The organism is Pseudomonas sp. WHRI 8519, assembly GCF_040224055.2.
Taxonomy (GTDB): Bacteria; Pseudomonadota; Gammaproteobacteria; order Pseudomonadales; family Pseudomonadaceae; genus Aquipseudomonas; species Aquipseudomonas putida_X.
In genome coordinates, this window is the sequence record NZ_CP167996.1 from 503,382 (window position 1) to 518,501 (window position 15,120).

General features: G+C 62.0%; 15 protein-coding genes and 1 riboswitch. Of the genes, 4 read left to right on the forward strand and 11 right to left on the reverse strand.

Annotated elements, in window-relative coordinates; genetic code table 11:
• Positions 1 to 60: 60 nt before the first annotated feature.
• The 4 genes from ABRP30_RS02325 to ahcY form a co-directional block, all read right to left on the reverse strand.
• Entirely contained in the window at positions 61 to 849 is a 789-nt protein-coding gene (locus tag ABRP30_RS02325) for an ABC transporter substrate-binding protein (RefSeq protein ID WP_267820528.1), read from the reverse strand.
• A gap of 76 nt (positions 850 to 925) precedes the next feature.
• Positions 926 to 2,002 carry a hypothetical protein gene (locus tag ABRP30_RS02330; RefSeq protein ID WP_349975195.1) on the reverse strand — a complete coding sequence of 359 codons (1,077 nt, stop codon included), beginning with the start codon at positions 2,000 to 2,002 and terminating at the stop codon, positions 926 to 928.
• Positions 2,003 to 2,095: 93 nt separating this feature from the next.
• Complete coding sequence (gene metF, locus ABRP30_RS02335) at positions 2,096 to 2,941, reverse strand: methylenetetrahydrofolate reductase [NAD(P)H] (protein ID WP_349975196.1); 846 nt, start codon at positions 2,939 to 2,941, stop codon at positions 2,096 to 2,098.
• Between the two features lie 165 nt (positions 2,942 to 3,106).
• Positions 3,107 to 4,516, reverse strand: a complete 1,410-nt coding sequence (ahcY, locus tag ABRP30_RS02340; protein WP_349975197.1) for an adenosylhomocysteinase — start codon at positions 4,514 to 4,516, stop codon at positions 3,107 to 3,109.
• Positions 4,517 to 4,536: 20 nt separating this feature from the next.
• Positions 4,537 to 4,633, reverse strand: a riboswitch (S-adenosyl-L-homocysteine riboswitch).
• Positions 4,634 to 4,813: 180 nt separating this feature from the next.
• Between ahcY and ABRP30_RS02345 the strand changes: the two genes are divergently transcribed.
• On the forward strand, positions 4,814 to 5,215 hold the full coding sequence (locus tag ABRP30_RS02345) for an acyl-CoA thioesterase (protein ID WP_012312432.1): 402 nt from the start codon (positions 4,814 to 4,816) through the stop codon (positions 5,213 to 5,215).
• A 173-nt stretch (positions 5,216 to 5,388) separates the two neighbouring features.
• Here the strand turns inward: ABRP30_RS02345 and ABRP30_RS02350 are convergent, their stop codons facing one another.
• Positions 5,389 to 6,624 carry a sodium:proton antiporter gene (locus tag ABRP30_RS02350; RefSeq protein WP_267820536.1) on the reverse strand — a complete coding sequence of 412 codons (1,236 nt, stop codon included), beginning with the start codon at positions 6,622 to 6,624 and terminating at the stop codon, positions 5,389 to 5,391.
• A 202-nt stretch (positions 6,625 to 6,826) separates the two neighbouring features.
• Between ABRP30_RS02350 and ABRP30_RS02355 the strand changes: the two genes are divergently transcribed.
• Together ABRP30_RS02355 and ABRP30_RS02360 are read left to right on the forward strand one after the other, a co-directional pair.
• Positions 6,827 to 7,660 carry an EamA family transporter gene (locus tag ABRP30_RS02355; protein ID WP_267820538.1) on the forward strand — a complete coding sequence of 278 codons (834 nt, stop codon included), beginning with the start codon at positions 6,827 to 6,829 and terminating at the stop codon, positions 7,658 to 7,660.
• A gap of 25 nt (positions 7,661 to 7,685) precedes the next feature.
• Complete coding sequence (locus tag ABRP30_RS02360; protein WP_241804049.1) at positions 7,686 to 8,072, forward strand: MAPEG family protein; 387 nt, start codon at positions 7,686 to 7,688, stop codon at positions 8,070 to 8,072.
• Positions 8,073 to 8,120: 48 nt separating this feature from the next.
• Here ABRP30_RS02360 and ABRP30_RS02365 read toward each other — a convergent pair whose 3' ends face one another.
• Positions 8,121 to 9,272 carry a murein transglycosylase A gene (locus ABRP30_RS02365; protein ID WP_267820542.1) on the reverse strand — a complete coding sequence of 384 codons (1,152 nt, stop codon included), beginning with the start codon at positions 9,270 to 9,272 and terminating at the stop codon, positions 8,121 to 8,123.
• Between the two features lie 115 nt (positions 9,273 to 9,387).
• Here ABRP30_RS02365 and ABRP30_RS02370 point away from each other — a divergent pair, with 115 nt between their 5' ends.
• Complete coding sequence (locus ABRP30_RS02370) at positions 9,388 to 9,834, forward strand: cytochrome c (RefSeq protein WP_267820544.1); 447 nt, start codon at positions 9,388 to 9,390, stop codon at positions 9,832 to 9,834.
• A gap of 56 nt (positions 9,835 to 9,890) precedes the next feature.
• Here ABRP30_RS02370 and ABRP30_RS02375 read toward each other — a convergent pair whose 3' ends face one another.
• From ABRP30_RS02375 to ABRP30_RS02395, 5 genes are all read right to left on the reverse strand, one after another.
• Positions 9,891 to 10,286: a DUF1090 domain-containing protein gene (locus ABRP30_RS02375; protein ID WP_241804046.1), complete on the reverse strand. Its 396-nt coding sequence runs from the start codon at positions 10,284 to 10,286 to the stop codon at positions 9,891 to 9,893.
• 127 nt (positions 10,287 to 10,413) lie between these two features.
• Positions 10,414 to 10,809: a DUF1090 domain-containing protein gene (locus tag ABRP30_RS02380; protein WP_241804045.1), complete on the reverse strand. Its 396-nt coding sequence runs from the start codon at positions 10,807 to 10,809 to the stop codon at positions 10,414 to 10,416.
• A gap of 131 nt (positions 10,810 to 10,940) precedes the next feature.
• Positions 10,941 to 12,644 (reverse strand): NAD-dependent DNA ligase LigB, encoded by a 1,704-nt coding sequence (gene ligB / locus ABRP30_RS02385; protein WP_267820546.1) that lies wholly within the window; start codon positions 12,642 to 12,644, stop codon positions 10,941 to 10,943.
• Between the two features lie 165 nt (positions 12,645 to 12,809).
• Positions 12,810 to 14,000 carry a methionine adenosyltransferase gene (gene metK / locus ABRP30_RS02390; protein WP_012312441.1) on the reverse strand — a complete coding sequence of 397 codons (1,191 nt, stop codon included), beginning with the start codon at positions 13,998 to 14,000 and terminating at the stop codon, positions 12,810 to 12,812.
• Between the two features lie 19 nt (positions 14,001 to 14,019).
• Positions 14,020 to 15,012 carry a metalloregulator ArsR/SmtB family transcription factor gene (locus tag ABRP30_RS02395; RefSeq protein ID WP_241804043.1) on the reverse strand — a complete coding sequence of 331 codons (993 nt, stop codon included), beginning with the start codon at positions 15,010 to 15,012 and terminating at the stop codon, positions 14,020 to 14,022.
• Between the last annotated feature and the right edge of the window lie 108 nt (positions 15,013 to 15,120).

Genomic DNA, 15,120 nt, shown 5'->3' on the forward strand with positions numbered 1-15,120 from the left:
CCTGTTGCGAGGCCGAGCGTCCGGGCGTGAGCCGGGCGGGAAGGCCCGAGTATAACAGAGCTATCGCTGTGTGCTGCTTTCCTGCTGCTCAACGGTGTGAGGAAGGTGGCCGGTGCTGCCGATATAGCGTTCGATTATCGCTAGGTAGGCGGGCTCCTCCTTGAAACGCCGCAGCTCTTCGGAAAACGCCAGTGCCAAGGCATCGCGGCCAGGCTTGCGCGCCAGCCCCAGGTATTGCGCTTGACGGCTGATGACCAGTGGCAGTTCCTCTACCTGCTGCTCGAGGCCGAGATGGCGGCGCAGGTAGCGCCCGACCAGGCGATCGGTGATCAGCAGATCGATGCGCCCGAGCACCAGCTTGCCAAAATTGGCTTCGTGGCTTGGCGCCGCTTCACGGCGAAAGCCTGATGCGTCATTGAACTGCGCGCCATAGGCATAGCCCGGTGAGGTGCCGACCGTCAGGTCGGTGAGGTCGCTCATTTGGTTGACGGTATGGCGACGGTGGCTGGATTGATACAGCACGAATTCGACATCCGACATGGGCTCCAGCGGGTAGACCATGTATGCCTGGCGCGAGTCCACTTTGAAGATGTCCATGACCCCATCGGCCTGGCCATGTTCGATCATGCTCAGGCATCGCTTCCAGGGCATGAACTCCCACTCCAGCTCGATACCCAGGCGCCGGAACACTTCAGTGGTCACTTCGTAATCTATGCCTTGGGGCTGGCCGTTGTGCTGATACACATAAGGTGCCCAGTCGTCGGTAACCAGGCGCAGGCGTTCGGCCTGCGCCATGGGGCTCAGGCAGGCGAGCAGCAGGATGCAGTAGAAACGGACGATGAACGGCATAACGCGAGATTACGCGCTCGGCTCTGGTAAGGCCAGTTGCAGGCGCTGAGACAGCACCTCAGGGGAAATCGCACGCTCAAAGCTTTGTGGACTGCAGCAGATACGCTTCGATTTCCTTGCGCTGGGCTCCGAGCGAGAGGCGCAGGCATGGATGACGCAGGCATTGGCGTAACTGTTCTGGCTCCATCGGCCCATAGCGATCGTTGAGATTCTGCAGTGCCTTGTCCCACCAGGCAGGCGCACAGGCGCGGTCGAATTCGTTGGGGTAGGCGTAGCTGCCATACAACAGTTCGCGGGCAAACTGGCGCTCGCGGCTGGGCAGGGTCAAGCTCATGGCCTTGTAACCCAGGCGTTGCAAGGTTGGCGGGCGCGGCAGCTGGTCGTTCACCAACAGCACGTCGGCCAAGGCGGCAGCGCTCAGTGGCTGGGCTCCGTGCTTGCGCAGCCAGGCCTGGATCTTGGCCCGGAACTGGGCTTTGCGGCTCCAGTAGTGGTGGATTACATCGGTGCATTCAGCCAGCGCCAACGTGCGGTAGGCAGCAACCGCCAGGCAGAACTCTTCCAGCGTATAGGCCGTGGGAACCAGGGGGTGGAATTCGTCCATCATCGCAATCGAGTGGTCCAGGATCCCCGCATCTTCGGCGGTCAGGCCAATCACGCCGGAGTTGACCATAGGCATCTGGCCGTCTGCCAAGCCACGCGCTTGAAGGAGGGGCTGCAGGTTCTGATAGAGCAGGCACGTGCGATTCTCGCCGTAGCGCCCGCCGATCGCGTTGCACAGCAAGCTGCCGGGTTTGACCCGCTGGAACAGTGTCAGCGGCGACTTGCGGAAAAATGTGTCGGTGTCGATCAGGACGGCCCGCGGATGTTGCTGGAGTACCTGGCGCAACACGACGTGCTTGCTGCGGAAATGGTACCCGTGAGGTTCGTTCCAGGCCTTGCGGGTTGCCTCATCGAGCAGATGGACCGTGACCGGCAGCTGGGCATAGGGCTGCGGATTATCGGTATAGACCTGGATGTCCATGGCTTGGCCTGCGGACGTGCCCAGGTGGGCCAGTGCGCTGACGATGCTGAAGCAGGCTTCCTGGTGATAGGTGGCAGGGCCGAAGGCCAGATAGACCAGCTGAGGGCGCGAGGGCGTGAGAGGTTGCATGGCTGGCAAGACTCGATTGAACCAGAAAAAGTTAAGGCTTTAGTCTATGACTAGAGCCTTAAGCATTTCTGAACGAGATCTTGCCAAAAAATTTCAGCGAGGCAGCTTCAGGTTGTTCCAGATCGCCAGGCTCGGCTCTGCCTGGTTCAGGGTGTAGAAATGCAGGCCCGGTGCACCGCCTTGCAGCAGTTGTTCGCACATGTGGCTGATGACTTCTTCACCGAAGGCCTGAATGCTGGCGGCATCGTCGGCATAGGCTTCCAGCTGTTTGCGGATCCAGCGCGGGATTTCAGCGCCGCAAGCGTCAGAGAAGCGCGCCAGCTTGCTGTAGTTGGTGATCGGCATGATGCCGGGCACTACCGGAATATCCACGCCCAGCTTCTGTGCGCGCTCGACAAAGTAGAAATAGCTGTCGGCATTGAAGAAGTACTGGGTGATGGCGCTGTCGGCACCGGCCTTGACCTTGTGAACGAAGTTGGCAAGGTCGGCTTCGAAGTTGCGTGCCTGCGGGTGCATTTCCGGATAGGCAGCCACTTCCAGGTGGAAGTGATCACCGGTTTCCTGGCGGATGAACTCGACGAGGTCGCTGGCGTAGCGCAGCTCGCCGCTGGCCATGCCCATGCCAGAGGGCAGGTCACCACGCAGGGCGACGATACGCTTGATGCCTGCCGTCTTGTATTCGGCCAGCAGGGCGCGCAGCTCGTCTTTGGTATCGCCGACGCACGACAGATGCGGTGCGGCAGGCACCTTCACTTCGTTCTCCAGCTGCAGCACGGTGTTCAGCGTGCGGTCGCGCGTCGAGCCCCCGGCACCGTAGGTGCAGGAGAAGAAGTCCGGATTGTAGGTGGCCAGTTGGCGGGCCACGCCCATCAGCTTTTCATGACCGGCATCGGTCTTGGTCGGGAAAAATTCGAAACTGTAGCGGCGTTCTTGTGACATCACTCGTTCCTCAAGCAGCAAGCTGCTAGCGGCAAGCTGCAAGTAAAAGCCAGATCGGTGATGGCCGATCTGGCTTGGCATCGTTCAAGATCGTGGGTGCTGGAGCTGCAAGCGGCAATGGCACTGTCTGCCTTTTCTTGCCGCTTGCCGCTTCAAGCTTGCCGCTTAGTAGCGGTAAGCGTGCGGCTTGAACGGGCCTTCGACAGTCACGCCGATGTAGTCGGCCTGCTGCTGGGTCAGCTTGGTGACCACGCCGCCGAAGCCGCGGACCATTTCCAGGGCCACTTCTTCGTCGAGCTTCTTGGGCAGCACTTCAACGGTCAGGCGCTCAGCTTTCTTCTCGGCCGACAGGTCAGCGAACTTCTGCTCGAACAGGAAGATCTGGGCCAGTACCTGGTTGGCGAACGAACCGTCCATGATGCGGCTTGGGTGGCCGGTGGCATTGCCCAGGTTCACCAGGCGGCCTTCGGCCAGCAGGATCAGGTAGTCATCGTTCTGCGGGTCGAAGTCGCCAGCACCGGTGCGGTGGATCTTGTGGACCTGCGGTTTGACCTCTTCCCATGCCCAGTTCTTGCGCATGAAGGCGGTGTCGATCTCGTTGTCGAAGTGGCCGATGTTGCAGACTACGGCGCGCTTCTTCAGGGCCTTGAGCATGTTGGCGTCGCAGACGTTGACGTTACCGGTGGTGGTGACGATCAGGTCGATCTTGCCCAGCAGGGCCTTGTCGATGCTGGCTTCGGTGCCGTCGTTGATACCGTCGATGAACGGCGAGACCAGCTCGAAGCCGTCCATGCATGCCTGCATGGCACAGATCGGGTCAACTTCGGTGACCTTGACGATCATGCCTTCCTGGCGCAGCGACTGCGCAGAACCTTTGCCCACGTCACCGTAGCCGATGACCAGGGCCTGCTTGCCCGACAGCAGGTGGTCGGTACCGCGCTTGATGGCATCGTTCAGGCTGTGACGGCAGCCATACTTGTTGTCGTTCTTGCTCTTGGTGACCGAGTCGTTGACGTTGATGGCCGGGACCTTCAGCTCGCCTTTGGCCAGCATGTCCAGCAGGCGGTGCACGCCGGTGGTGGTTTCTTCGGTGACACCGTGGACGCGGTCCAGCACGGCCGGGTACTTCTTGTGCAGCAGCTCGGTCAGGTCGCCACCGTCGTCGAGGATCATGTTGGCGTCCCATGGCTGGCCATCCTTGAGGATGGTCTGCTCCAGGCACCACTCGTACTCTTCCTCGGTTTCACCTTTCCAGGCGAACACCGGGATGCCGGCGGCAGCGATGGAGGCAGCGGCCTGGTCCTGGGTGGAGAAGATGTTGCACGACGACCAGCGCACTTCGGCACCCAGGGCAACCAGGGTTTCGATCAGCACGGCAGTCTGAATGGTCATGTGGATGCAGCCCAGAATCTTCGCACCTTTGAGCGGCTGCTCAGCGAGGTATTTGCGACGCAGGCCCATCAGGGCAGGCATTTCCGATTCGGCGATGATGGTTTCGCGACGACCCCAGGCGGCCAGGGAGATGTCTGCGACTTTGAAATCGGTAAAACCTGCAGGCGTGTTTACAGCGCTCATGAGAGCCTCCATTCGTAGTGTGCGAATGGGCGCCGTTGTGCGTTCAGCGTCCGCGGGAGCGGACAACGCCCCATCCGAGCCTGACAGGATGACCCTGCTGCAGCGCCCCTCGGACAGGTGGCGGGCATGGCACCGCGGCGGGTGGCCATGTGAATTCGGCGCAGATTATAGCCTTGGCGGGAGTCTTCGCCCAAGGTTTTCTGTCGATTAATCGCGACGATAGTCGATGATCAATGGAGCGGCGCGGGCCGCTCTGCCATCATTACCGCACGTTAGCCAAGCAGGTCAGGAGTACAGATGAACTTTCACACCCGCAAATGGGTAAAACCCGAAGACCTCAACCCCAACGGCACGCTGTTCGGCGGCAGCCTGTTGCGCTGGATCGACGAAGAGGCGGCGATCTATGCCATTGTCCAATTGGGCAACCAGCGCGTGGTGACCAAGTACATGTCGGAGATCAACTTCGTCAGTGCCTCGCGCCAGGGCGACATCATCGAGTTGGGCATCACTGCCACCGAGTTCGGCCGCACCTCGATCACCCTCAAGTGTGAAGTACGCAACAAGATCACCCGCAAGAGCATCCTGACCGTCGACAAGATGGTCTTCGTCAACCTGGGCGAGGATGGCCAGCCGGCGGCCCATGGGCGGACCGAGATCAAGTATGTTCAGGACCAGTTTCCGGACAGCGCCGTAGAGTGACGTGCTAGGGCTGCTGCGCAGCCCATCGCCGGCAAGCCGGCTCCCACCGCGACCGCGCAGGTCTTCAGATCTGCGCTTTACCTGTGGCCGCAACTGTCTTGCCCAACCTCTAATAGCCGGCGCAACCCATGTGGGGCTTGCCGGCGAAAGGGCCGTACGGCGAGCCCGGGTTTTCAGGGTTGTGCGCTGACCTTGCGCACCACCCGCCCGATGCTCAAGCCTTGTACCAGGATCGACGACAGCACCACGATGTAGGTGATCGAAAGCAGCAGGTCACGCTCCTCGCCCAACGGCAGCGACAATGCCAGCGCCACCGATACCCCCCCACGCAAGCCGCCCCAGGTCAGGACCCGTATGGTGCCCTTGGGCACACTACGCCAGCGGCGCAGCAACAGGATCGCAGGGGCCACGGTCAGCAGCCGCGACAGCAGCACCGCCAGCGCCAGCACACCGCCAGCCGCCAGGTGTAGCCAGTTGAACGGCAGCAGCAACAGCTCCAGGCCGATCAGGGCGAAGAGCAGGGCGTTGAGCATGTCGTCGATCAACTCCCAGAAACCGTCCATGTAGCGACGGGTCATGTCGTTCATCGCCAGGTTGCGCCCCAGGTTGCCGATGATCAGCCCGGCCACCACCATCGCGATCGGTGCCGAAACATGCAGCTCGTAGCACATGGCCGAGCCACCGATGACCAGCGCCAGGGTCAGCATGACCTCGACCTGGTACTGCTCGACGCTCTTGATCATGCGGTAGGTGGCGTAACCGAGCAGCCCGCCAAACACCGCGCCGCCAATGGCCTCGCGGGCGAACAGGATCGCTGTGTCCGTCATGCCTGGCGTTTCACCCAGTTCGATGATGCCCAGCAGCACGGTGAACACCACCACGGCGGTGCCGTCGTTGAACAGTGATTCGCCGACGATGGTGGTCTTCAGTGGTTTGGAGGCGTTGGCGGTGCGCAGGGCCCCCAGCACCGCGATCGGGTCGGTGGGCGAGATCAGTGCACCGAACAGCAGGCAGTAGATCAGTGGCACCTGCCAGCCGAACATCGCAAACACCCAGTGCGCCAGAAAGCCGATCATCACGGTGGCGATCAGTACGCCGAGCGTTGCCAGCAGCCCGATCGGCCAGCGGTAGCTGCGCAAATCGGTGAGGTTGACGTGCAGTGCACCGGCGAACAGCAGAAACGCCAGCATCCAGTGCATCAACAGGTCATTGAAGTCGATCTGGTTCATCAGCCCTTCGACGCGTTCTTCAAGGCCAGGGAAGCCGATCAGGCTCAGGCCCTGCAGTATCAGCGAGAACAGCAATGCCGTGACCATCACGCCGATGGCAGGTGGCAGGCCGATAAAGCGGTAATTGACGTAGGTGAGGAGTGTGGTGAGGCAGATAAACGCAGCGACTAATTCAAGCATCCCAAATCCTGTAACAGTGGCTTCCAAGTCGTAACCCGAATGGCTCGGGCAGTTCTTTGATGACCTGGCGAGGGACTCGGGACACAGTTTTCGACCTGATTGGCTGGATTCGTTCCACTTTCGATACAGAATCGCTTCGCACCCCACGGTCCCATCAACGCTATATATTCACAGGCTGATAACGTCACAAGGACCTGAAGGCGTGCTGGCAACTTCCCTGGTATTGATCGCGGCCTTACTGCACGCGACCTGGAACACCCTGATCAAATTCAGTGGCGAGCGCTTGCTGGTGATCGCCAGCATGGACTCGGTAGCCCTGGCCTTTGCCGTGCTCGCAGTGGCCTTCGTCGACCTGCCGCCTGCCCAGGTCTGGCCTTGGCTGATCGCTTCGGCATTGGCAGAGCAGTTGTACCGATTCCTGTTGATTCAGGCTTATCGAGTGGGCGATCTGGGGCTGGTCTATCCTCTGATGCGTGGCTTGTCACCGCTGGTGGTACTGGGGCTGACCCTGGCGTTCGCCGGCGAGTCGCTCAGCGAACGGCAGATCATCGGCATATTGCTGATCCCCTGTGGCATGGCGTGCCTGCTGTGGCAGGGAGGTGGCGGGGACCGTCTGCCCTGGTCGATGCTGCCGGTAGTGGCGCTGATCGGCCTGTGCATCGGTTGCTACACCTGGTTCGACGGGCAGGCCGTGCGGTTGTGGGGCAAGCCCTGGGACTACCTGGTATGGCTGACCCTGCTCAGCGCCTGGCCGTTTCCGCTGCTGGCCGGTGTGGCACGGCGGGGGCCGTTTGTGCTGTTCTGGCGCACCCAGTGGCGCTTGGGGTTGGCCGTGGGCTTTTGCGTGCTGTTCAGCTATGCGCTGGTCTTGTGGGCCATGCATCTGGGGTCGGTGGCCGAGGCGGCGGCCTTGCGCGAGCTGAGCGTCATCTTGGTGGTGCTGCTGGGCATGCGCTACCTGAAAGAACCTTTTGGCGGCCCGAGACTCCTAGCTTGCGGGCTGGTACTGGCAGGCATGCTGGTGATGAAGCTCTAACCTGACGACTGAAGGAGTCCTGTCCATGACCGTTGCCCTGTGGTGCATCCTGATCGCATTGTTCCTACCACCGCTCTGCGCCTTGATCGCCAAGGTGAGCAGTGGCCGCTTCGGCTTGAAGGACAATCACGACCCGCGCGCCTTCCTCGACACATTGTCGGGCCTGCCACGGCGTGCCCATGCCGCGCAGCAGAACAGCTATGAAGCGTTCCCGGCGTTTGCCGCGGCGGTGCTGGTGGCCGATATCGTCGGCAATGCCGAGCAGGTGACGCAGGACGTGCTTGGGGTCTTGTACATCACCAGCCGGCTGCTCTACATCATCTGCTATCTGGCCGACTGGGCGGCATTGCGCTCGCTGGTGTGGTTCACCGGGGTGGCGCTGATCGTGTCGTTCTTCGTTGTCTCAGCCTGAAGCCGGCGGCACTGCTCGCGGCTAAACCGCGAGCAGTGCAGCCATCGGTCAAAGGACTTTAGGCACGTCAGGCAGCGGCTTGCCTTTTGGCCAGAGCATCCATATCTGCCCCTGCTGCTTCATGTTCCCTGCCAGTTCGCCGGCCTCAGGCCCGGTGCCCCAGAATAGATCCGCACGAACTTCGCCTGTAATCGCGCCACCCGTATCCTGAGCGCCCACCGGCCGAACCACCGGTGTGCCGTCCGGGCGCGTGGTGGACAGCCAAAGCAGGCTGCCCAGTGGAATGACCTTGCGATCGATGGCCACGCTGTAGCCCGCGGTGAGGGGTACGTTCAATGAACCGCGCGGGCCTTCGTTGCTGGCGGGGCGGGTGCTGAAGAACACATAACTGGGGTTGCTCGCCAGCAATTCAGGCACCCGCTGCGGATTGGCCTCAGCCCAGGCATGGATGGCGCCCATGCTCACGTCTTCCTTCTTCAATTGACCTTGCTCGATCAGCCAGCGACCGATCGGCCGGTACGGGTGCCCGTTCTGGTCGGCGTAGCCCAGGCGCAATTGACTGCCATCTTCCAGCTGTACCCGGCCTGAACCCTGGATCTGCAGAAACTGCAGGTCCATCGGGTCGGTCAGCCATGCCAGTACCGGTGCCTTGACGCCGTCCCGGTAGATCACTTCAGCGGTGTCGTAGGGCTTGAGCACGCGGCCATCGAGGCGACCTCGCAGGCGCTTGCCCTTCAGCTCCGGGTAAATGCTGGCCAGGTCGACCACGATCATGTCATCCGGGATGCCGTACACCGGTACCTGAGCCGCGTCGGTGCGCGTCAGGCTGCCGGGGTAGACCGGTTCGTAGTAACCGGTGATCAAGCCATTGGCATTGTTCTCGGCCGAGCGCAGGCCATAGACCTGCAATTGCGCCTGCAGGAACGCGCGCACTGGGGTCGCCTCCAGGGCAATGGGCTGTGCTGCCTCGCACGTGGCGGCCCATACCGGGTCCCGCTTGAGTTTTTCACAACCAGTGCGCCAGGCGTTGAAACCTGCGAGCAGGTCGCTGTCGCTGACGCTGGGCAGGTCATCCCAGGCCGCAGGGGTGTAGGTAGCGACGGCGTGGGGTTCGGGCTTGGCGGTTTCGCCGCCATTGCAGCCGGCCAGCAAGGCCAGGGCCGGCAGCGCCCAGGCGAGATGGCGCAGAGCAGATTTCATGGTTGCATCCTTGGAGGGCAACAGGTGGTTGCTGCCCATAGTGTTCGTAAGGGTATTGGTCTTTGCACGGCAGGCGAGGATACTGTTGGCCCTTTCCTCTGCCAATGTGACCGTGATGTTCAAATGTTTCACCGCCATCCTGCTGGTCAGCCTGTCCCTGGTAGCCTGCGACCGTGTCGATCCTAACTCACCCCTGGGGCAGCGCAAGGCGATCTTCAAGCAGATGCTCCAGACCAGCGAGGACATGGGGGGCATGCTGCGCGGACGGTTGCCGTTCGATGGCGAGAAATTTTCAGCGGGTGCGGTGAAGCTCGATAGCCTGGCCCATGCGCCATGGCAGCATTTTCCGCAGGTGAAGGATGGTGGCGACAGCAGTGCGCGGCCCGAGGTCTGGGAGCGCCAGGCGCGCTTTCATGACTTGGCGCAAGCGTTGGAAGGGGTGACGGGCGAGTTGCTGGCGGTGACACGCAAGCAGCCGCTGGATGCGGCGATGCTCAAGGCACCTATGGACAAGGTCGAGGCAGCCTGCAAGGCCTGCCATACAGAGTTCCGTAATCATTGATGCGCCAGCCAGGGGGCCGCAGGCTGCTGGCTGACGCACGAAACTGAAGCCTCAGATCACTTGGCCAATTCGGCTTTGGCGTCTTCGAGTTCTGCTTTGGATTCGGCCAGTTTCTGCTCACGCTTGGCGATTTTGCTGGGATCGCCTTTCGCCTGTGCCTGCTTCAGGTCTGCTTCGCGCTCCTGGACTTCTGCTTCGGCTTTGCGCACTTTCTGTTCACGCTCTTCTTTCAAGCCAGCATCGGTGCAGTGCTCGGTGTTCTCCTGCAGGGCCTTTTCCAGGCCGCGAATCTCACCCGAGTTATTGTGCGCCCGGGCATATTGCAGCTGGTTTTCGATAGCGCTGCGCTTGGCGGCGCATCCGGTCAGGCCAGGCGTCGGCTGTGCTGCTTGGGCGGCGGCTGCGCTCAAGCCCAGAACAGCCAGCATGACTACGGAAGAAACGACTTTCATGGGAGCCTCCTTGTAGGGGCATATGGCAGTAAGCGCTGCAATGGTGCCCATTCCCCAATACCTAGTGAACCCTTCGGTGGGTAACTTCAGAAAAGTCCTACAAGCCAAGTTGACTGGAAACTAGCTGTCAACGCTCCAAATCGTCGACGGCCTCTTGCAACTCTTTTTTCGCCTCGGCAAGTTTGTCCTTGCGCTTGTTGATGCGCTCCGGGTCGCCCTTTTTCATGGCCTTGTCCAGGTCCTTGGTGCGCTGGTTGACCTCGTGCCGGGCCTCGAGCACTTTCTGTTCGCGCTCTTTACGCAAGCCGGCCTCGGTGCAGTTCGCGTCAACTTCGCTCAGGGCTTTTTCCAGGCCGGCTTGCTGCTCGCTGTTGTTGTCAGCCTTGGCCTGCTCGATCTGTTCGCTGATTGCCTTACGCTTGGCGGCGCAGCCGGTCAGGCCTGTTTGTTCTTCGGTGGGCTGCGCGGCGTGAGCCGACAGGGCGAACGTCACCAGCAGGAAAAGGGTAGAAATACGCTTCATCAAAAAGCCTCCTGAACGGGGCGGGGCAGCAAAAAGTGGGGAAATCCTGCCTTGGTTTTGCCGATTTTTAAACCCTTGGTGGTTTTTCAGGCTGGGATTGGCGAACATTACCCGTACGCCTTGCCCATGAACTATTGCGAAACAAGGTCCGCTGCCCCGTCAAAACCATCGATCCTACGTGCCCCCAGTACAGCGGCTATCCGTTGTACCTGTTCGTGATTGAAAAAGTTCGCGAGCTGTTTGGCCCGTGTTGCGCCAATGCCCGGCAGGGCTTGCCAATCGCGGGCAGACCGGCTGGCCAGCGTTTGCCAGTTCTCGTCCTGTGGCACCTGGCCTGGCGCCGGTACGCCCAACCCTTTGCGCCACTGAGCGAAAGGCCTGTCGCGACCGCTGTCGAAACTGCGTTGAAGCTGCATGGCGGTTTTCCCGCTGATGCCCGGCACCGAGAGCAGTTGCTGGGCATCGAGCGTCAACCAGTCCGTCAGCGATGTCACCAGCCCTGCCTGCACCAGCCGCGTCCAGGTGCCCTTGCCGGTGCCTGGCATGGCCAGCCCCTGCTTGCCAGTGAGCCAGACGAGGCGGGCGATGAACTGCTCGTGGCAGCCATCGCTGGCTTGCCAGCAACTGTGTGGGCCGTACTGCTGCGCTTCAGGTACAGGCAATGCCTGGCGCTCGACGGCGCGGTGGACCACTTGCTCGAAGCGTGGAATGGTCAGGCCGGCGAGGCTGATCGCAACCTGATCGCCTGGGCGAATGTCGAGTGCCTGCCAGCGAGCAAGGGACCCAAGGCTGACCTGGCTGATCCGGCGATCATCCAATGTGACCGGTTTGAGCCTGAGCAAGGGCGTGACTTTGCCCGTGCGGCCGATCAGAAAGCGCACCTCTCGTACCTCTGCCAGCGCTTGGGCGAAGGGGTATTTCCAGGCGGCGATCCAATAGGGGGCGTTGGCCTGCCAGCGCTCGGCCGGGGGGCGGGAGTCCTGCCGCAGAATCACGCCGTCGGTGGCGAAGGGCAGCGGTGAGCGATACCAGTGCAGGCGCCAGTGGCCAGCCTCCTCGGGGGTGGCGATAGCGGTGCTGAAATGCTGACTGTCGGTGAACCCCCAGGCCGCAAGCTGAGTGAGGCGCTCGCCCTGGTTGTCCGGCCCGTGCGGCCAGTCCCAGACGAACAGGCCGACGCTCGCACCCCGTTCAGGGCCAAGCTGCTTGCGCGCCAGCATCCCGGCCACGGTCCCACGCGCGTTGCTGCTGCCTGCTTGAGCTTGCACGTGCGCTTGCAGGCGCAGGTACAACTCGCCTTGCAGTACGACGTCCCGTGGCTCAGGCAATTGCCCAGTGATATTGCCCAGGTCCTTGATGTGGCGGCTCCAGTCATGCCCTTGCAGGCCATCACCACGGCTGAGCAGCTGTACCAGCCGGCCTTGGCGATAGACCAGTGTAACCGCCACGCCATCGACCTTCGGCTGCACCCACACGCCCTTCTTGCCGGCCATCCAGCGTGCAACGGCAGCTGCGTCGGGGAGCTTTTCGACGCCGGTGTGGGCCACGGGGTGGGCAATGGGGCCGCGTGCGCTGGCCAGCGGGCTTGGGCCTGTGGATGGCTGGCCAAAGCACTGTTGCAGGTGCAGCAGGTGGTGCCGGGCCTGGTCGTAGAGCTCATCGGCCACCAGCGCTTTACCCTGGCGGTGGTAGTTGTCGTCCCAGTTGGCCAGGGTTGCGCGAAGTTGTGCCATTTCGGTTCTGGCTTGCTGGGCACTCCAGTCCGGACAGTGGCCGGCTTGAGCGATGGACGTGTGCAGCAGCAACAGGGCTGCGAGGCGCGGGAACAGTGACATGGCCAGCATCCTTGCGTGGCGGAGTGGAGTGTTCAGGCTAGGCAAGCGGGGCGCAGGTCGGCGGGTTCAGTTGTCAGGTGATGTGTCGCGGGGGTGATGGCATGGGGTACAAAAAAGCCCCTGCCGATCACTCGGCAAGGGCTTCGATTCACCGCGGCAGGCTGATTACAGGCCGGCAGCGTCACGCAGCGACTGGGCGCGGTCGGTGCGTTCCCAGGTGAAGGTGGTGAAGGTGTCGTCGCCGACAGTCTTCTGCTGCGGGGTACGGCCGAAGTGGCCGTAGGCAGCGGTTTCCTGGTACATCGGATGCAGCAGGTCGAGCATCTTGGTGATGGCATACGGGCGCAGGTCGAAGCACTCACGCACCAGCTGGATGATCTTGTCGTCCGAGACCTTGCCGGTACCGAAGGTGTTGATCGAGATGGAGGTCGGCTGGGCTACGCCGATGGCGTAGGACACCTGGATCTCGCAACGTTCGGCCAGGCCGGCGGCGACGATGTTCTTGGCCACGTAACGACCGGCGTAGGCAGCAGAACGGTCGACCTTGGACGGGTCCTTGCCGGAGAACGCGCCACCACCGTGGCGGGCCATGCCGCCATAGGAGTCAACGATGATCTTGCGGCCGGTCAGGCCACAGTCACCTACCGGGCCACCGATGATGAAGTTACCGGTCGGGTTGATGTGGTACTGGGTGTCCTTGTGCAGCAGTTCGGCAGGCAGGGTGTGCTTGACGATCAGCTCCATCACGGCTTCCTGCAGGTCTTTTTGCGAAACCTCAGGGTTGTGCTGGGTCGACAGCACCACCGCGTCGATGCCCACTACCTTACCGTTTTCATAGCGGCAGGTGACCTGGGACTTGGCGTCCGGGCGCAGCCAAGGCAGCAGCCCGGATTTGCGCGCTTCGGCCTGGCGCTCGACCAGGCGGTGCGAGAAGCAGATCGGTGCCGGCATCAGCACGTCGGTTTCGTTGCTGGCGTAGCCGAACATCAGGCCCTGGTCACCGGCGCCCTGGTCTTCCGGCTTGGAGCGGTCCACGCCCTGGGCGATGTCCACCGACTGTTTGCCGATGATGTTCATCACGGCGCAGGTAGCGCCATCGAAGCCGACGTCGGAGCTGTTGTAGCCGATATCGATGATGACTTTGCGCACCAGCTCTTCCAGGTCGACCCAGGCCGACGTGGTGACTTCGCCGGCGATGATGGCGACACCGGTCTTGACCAGGGTTTCACACGCCACGCGGGCGTATTTGTCCTGGGTGATGATGGCATCCAGGACCGCATCCGAAATCTGGTCGGCGATCTTGTCCGGATGCCCTTCGGACACGGACTCGGAGGTGAAAAGGGAGTATTCGCTCATCTCGACGGGTTCCTAAAATTTACCGATGGTGTGTGTCGCCAGCCGTCCGCTGAAAATGGCGGACCTGTATCTGGAAACCGTTACGCAAGCCCACATAGAGGCTGTCCCCCGGGGCCAGCCCGGCAGCGTTGGCCCAACGGGCCAGGTCGTCCTGTTCAAAACCAAGCCAGAGATCGCCGCAGGCTTCCCGCGCCCAACCCTGATCATGGCTGCACAGTTCGGTGACCAGCAGGCTGCCGCCTGCCTTCACTCGTTTGGCCAAAAGGCGCAGGGCCAGGGCCGGGTCGCTGAAATGGTGCAGGACCATGTTCAGCACAACGCAGTCGGCTTCCACATCCGTTGCACCCAGTGCATCGGCCAACTGCAGGTTTACATTATCCAGACGTTCGCGTTCGCAGACCTGGCGCGCCAGCTCGAGCATGGTCGGGCTGTTGTCCATGGCTGTGACGCAGGCAAAGCGCCGGGCCAGGTCGGGCAGGAAACCGCCGTCGCCGGGGCCGACTTCCAGCGCGCTGGCCGTCGGCTGGAAATTCAGTGTGTCGAGCAGCGCCAGCAGGCTTTCGCGGTACTGCGGCAGGCCGGCGATCAGGTCCTGCTGGGCGCGGAACTTTTCTTCCACGCGCAGGAAAAAGTCCTGGCTGGTGGCGGCGCGGCGTTGCTGCACCTGGGCGATGCGCGCCTGCACGTCCAGCGGCAGTGTCAGGTCGTCGACCTCTTCGAGCAGCGCGGTATGCAGGCGGCCGCCCAGCCGTTGGCTGTCGGGCAGGGCCCTGCGGTAGAAAATCGCATTGCCTTCGCGGCGTGTAGCCACCAGCTCGGCCTGGGCCAGAACCTTGAGGTGGTGGCTCATGCCCGACTGCCCGATGTCGAAGATCTGTGCCAGCTCCAGGACGCCGAACGAATCGCTGGCCAGGGCGCGCAGGACATTCAGGCGCAGTTCGTCGCCACTAGCTTTGCACAGGGCTGCCAATGTGTCGCTTCGCTGAGGGATCGGTCGCGTACGCAGGTTCATGACGCGGCAGTCTAGACAGGCATCGTTGCCCTAGCAAGGCCAATATCAAAAAGTTTTGATATTGGCGATGAGCTGCAGGAAATAGAGCCTTGCGCGCTCGGGTCCGCT

Excerpts from the sequence above, each read along its gene's own strand:
- ABRP30_RS02360 (WP_241804049.1), top strand. The coding sequence starts at position 7,686 with ATGACCGTTGCCCTGTGGTGCATCCTGATCGCATTGTTCCTACCACCG.
- metF (WP_349975196.1), bottom strand. The coding sequence starts at position 2,941 with ATGTCACAAGAACGCCGCTACAGTTTCGAATTTTTCCCGACCAAGACC.
- ABRP30_RS02380 (WP_241804045.1), bottom strand. The coding sequence starts at position 10,809 with ATGAAGCGTATTTCTACCCTTTTCCTGCTGGTGACGTTCGCCCTGTCG.
- ABRP30_RS02370 (WP_267820544.1), top strand. The coding sequence starts at position 9,388 with ATGTTCAAATGTTTCACCGCCATCCTGCTGGTCAGCCTGTCCCTGGTA.
- ahcY (WP_349975197.1), bottom strand. The coding sequence starts at position 4,516 with ATGAGCGCTGTAAACACGCCTGCAGGTTTTACCGATTTCAAAGTCGCA.
- ABRP30_RS02325 (WP_267820528.1), bottom strand. The coding sequence starts at position 849 with ATGCCGTTCATCGTCCGTTTCTACTGCATCCTGCTGCTCGCCTGCCTG.
- ABRP30_RS02330 (WP_349975195.1), bottom strand. The coding sequence starts at position 2,002 with ATGCAACCTCTCACGCCCTCGCGCCCTCAGCTGGTCTATCTGGCCTTC.
- ABRP30_RS02395 (WP_241804043.1), bottom strand. The coding sequence starts at position 15,012 with ATGAACCTGCGTACGCGACCGATCCCTCAGCGAAGCGACACATTGGCA.
- ABRP30_RS02345 (WP_012312432.1), top strand. The coding sequence starts at position 4,814 with ATGAACTTTCACACCCGCAAATGGGTAAAACCCGAAGACCTCAACCCC.
- ABRP30_RS02375 (WP_241804046.1), bottom strand. The coding sequence starts at position 10,286 with ATGAAAGTCGTTTCTTCCGTAGTCATGCTGGCTGTTCTGGGCTTGAGC.
- ABRP30_RS02365 (WP_267820542.1), bottom strand. The coding sequence starts at position 9,272 with ATGAAATCTGCTCTGCGCCATCTCGCCTGGGCGCTGCCGGCCCTGGCC.
- ligB (WP_267820546.1), bottom strand. The coding sequence starts at position 12,644 with ATGTCACTGTTCCCGCGCCTCGCAGCCCTGTTGCTGCTGCACACGTCC.
- metK (WP_012312441.1), bottom strand. The coding sequence starts at position 14,000 with ATGAGCGAATACTCCCTTTTCACCTCCGAGTCCGTGTCCGAAGGGCAT.
- ABRP30_RS02350 (WP_267820536.1), bottom strand. The coding sequence starts at position 6,624 with ATGCTTGAATTAGTCGCTGCGTTTATCTGCCTCACCACACTCCTCACC.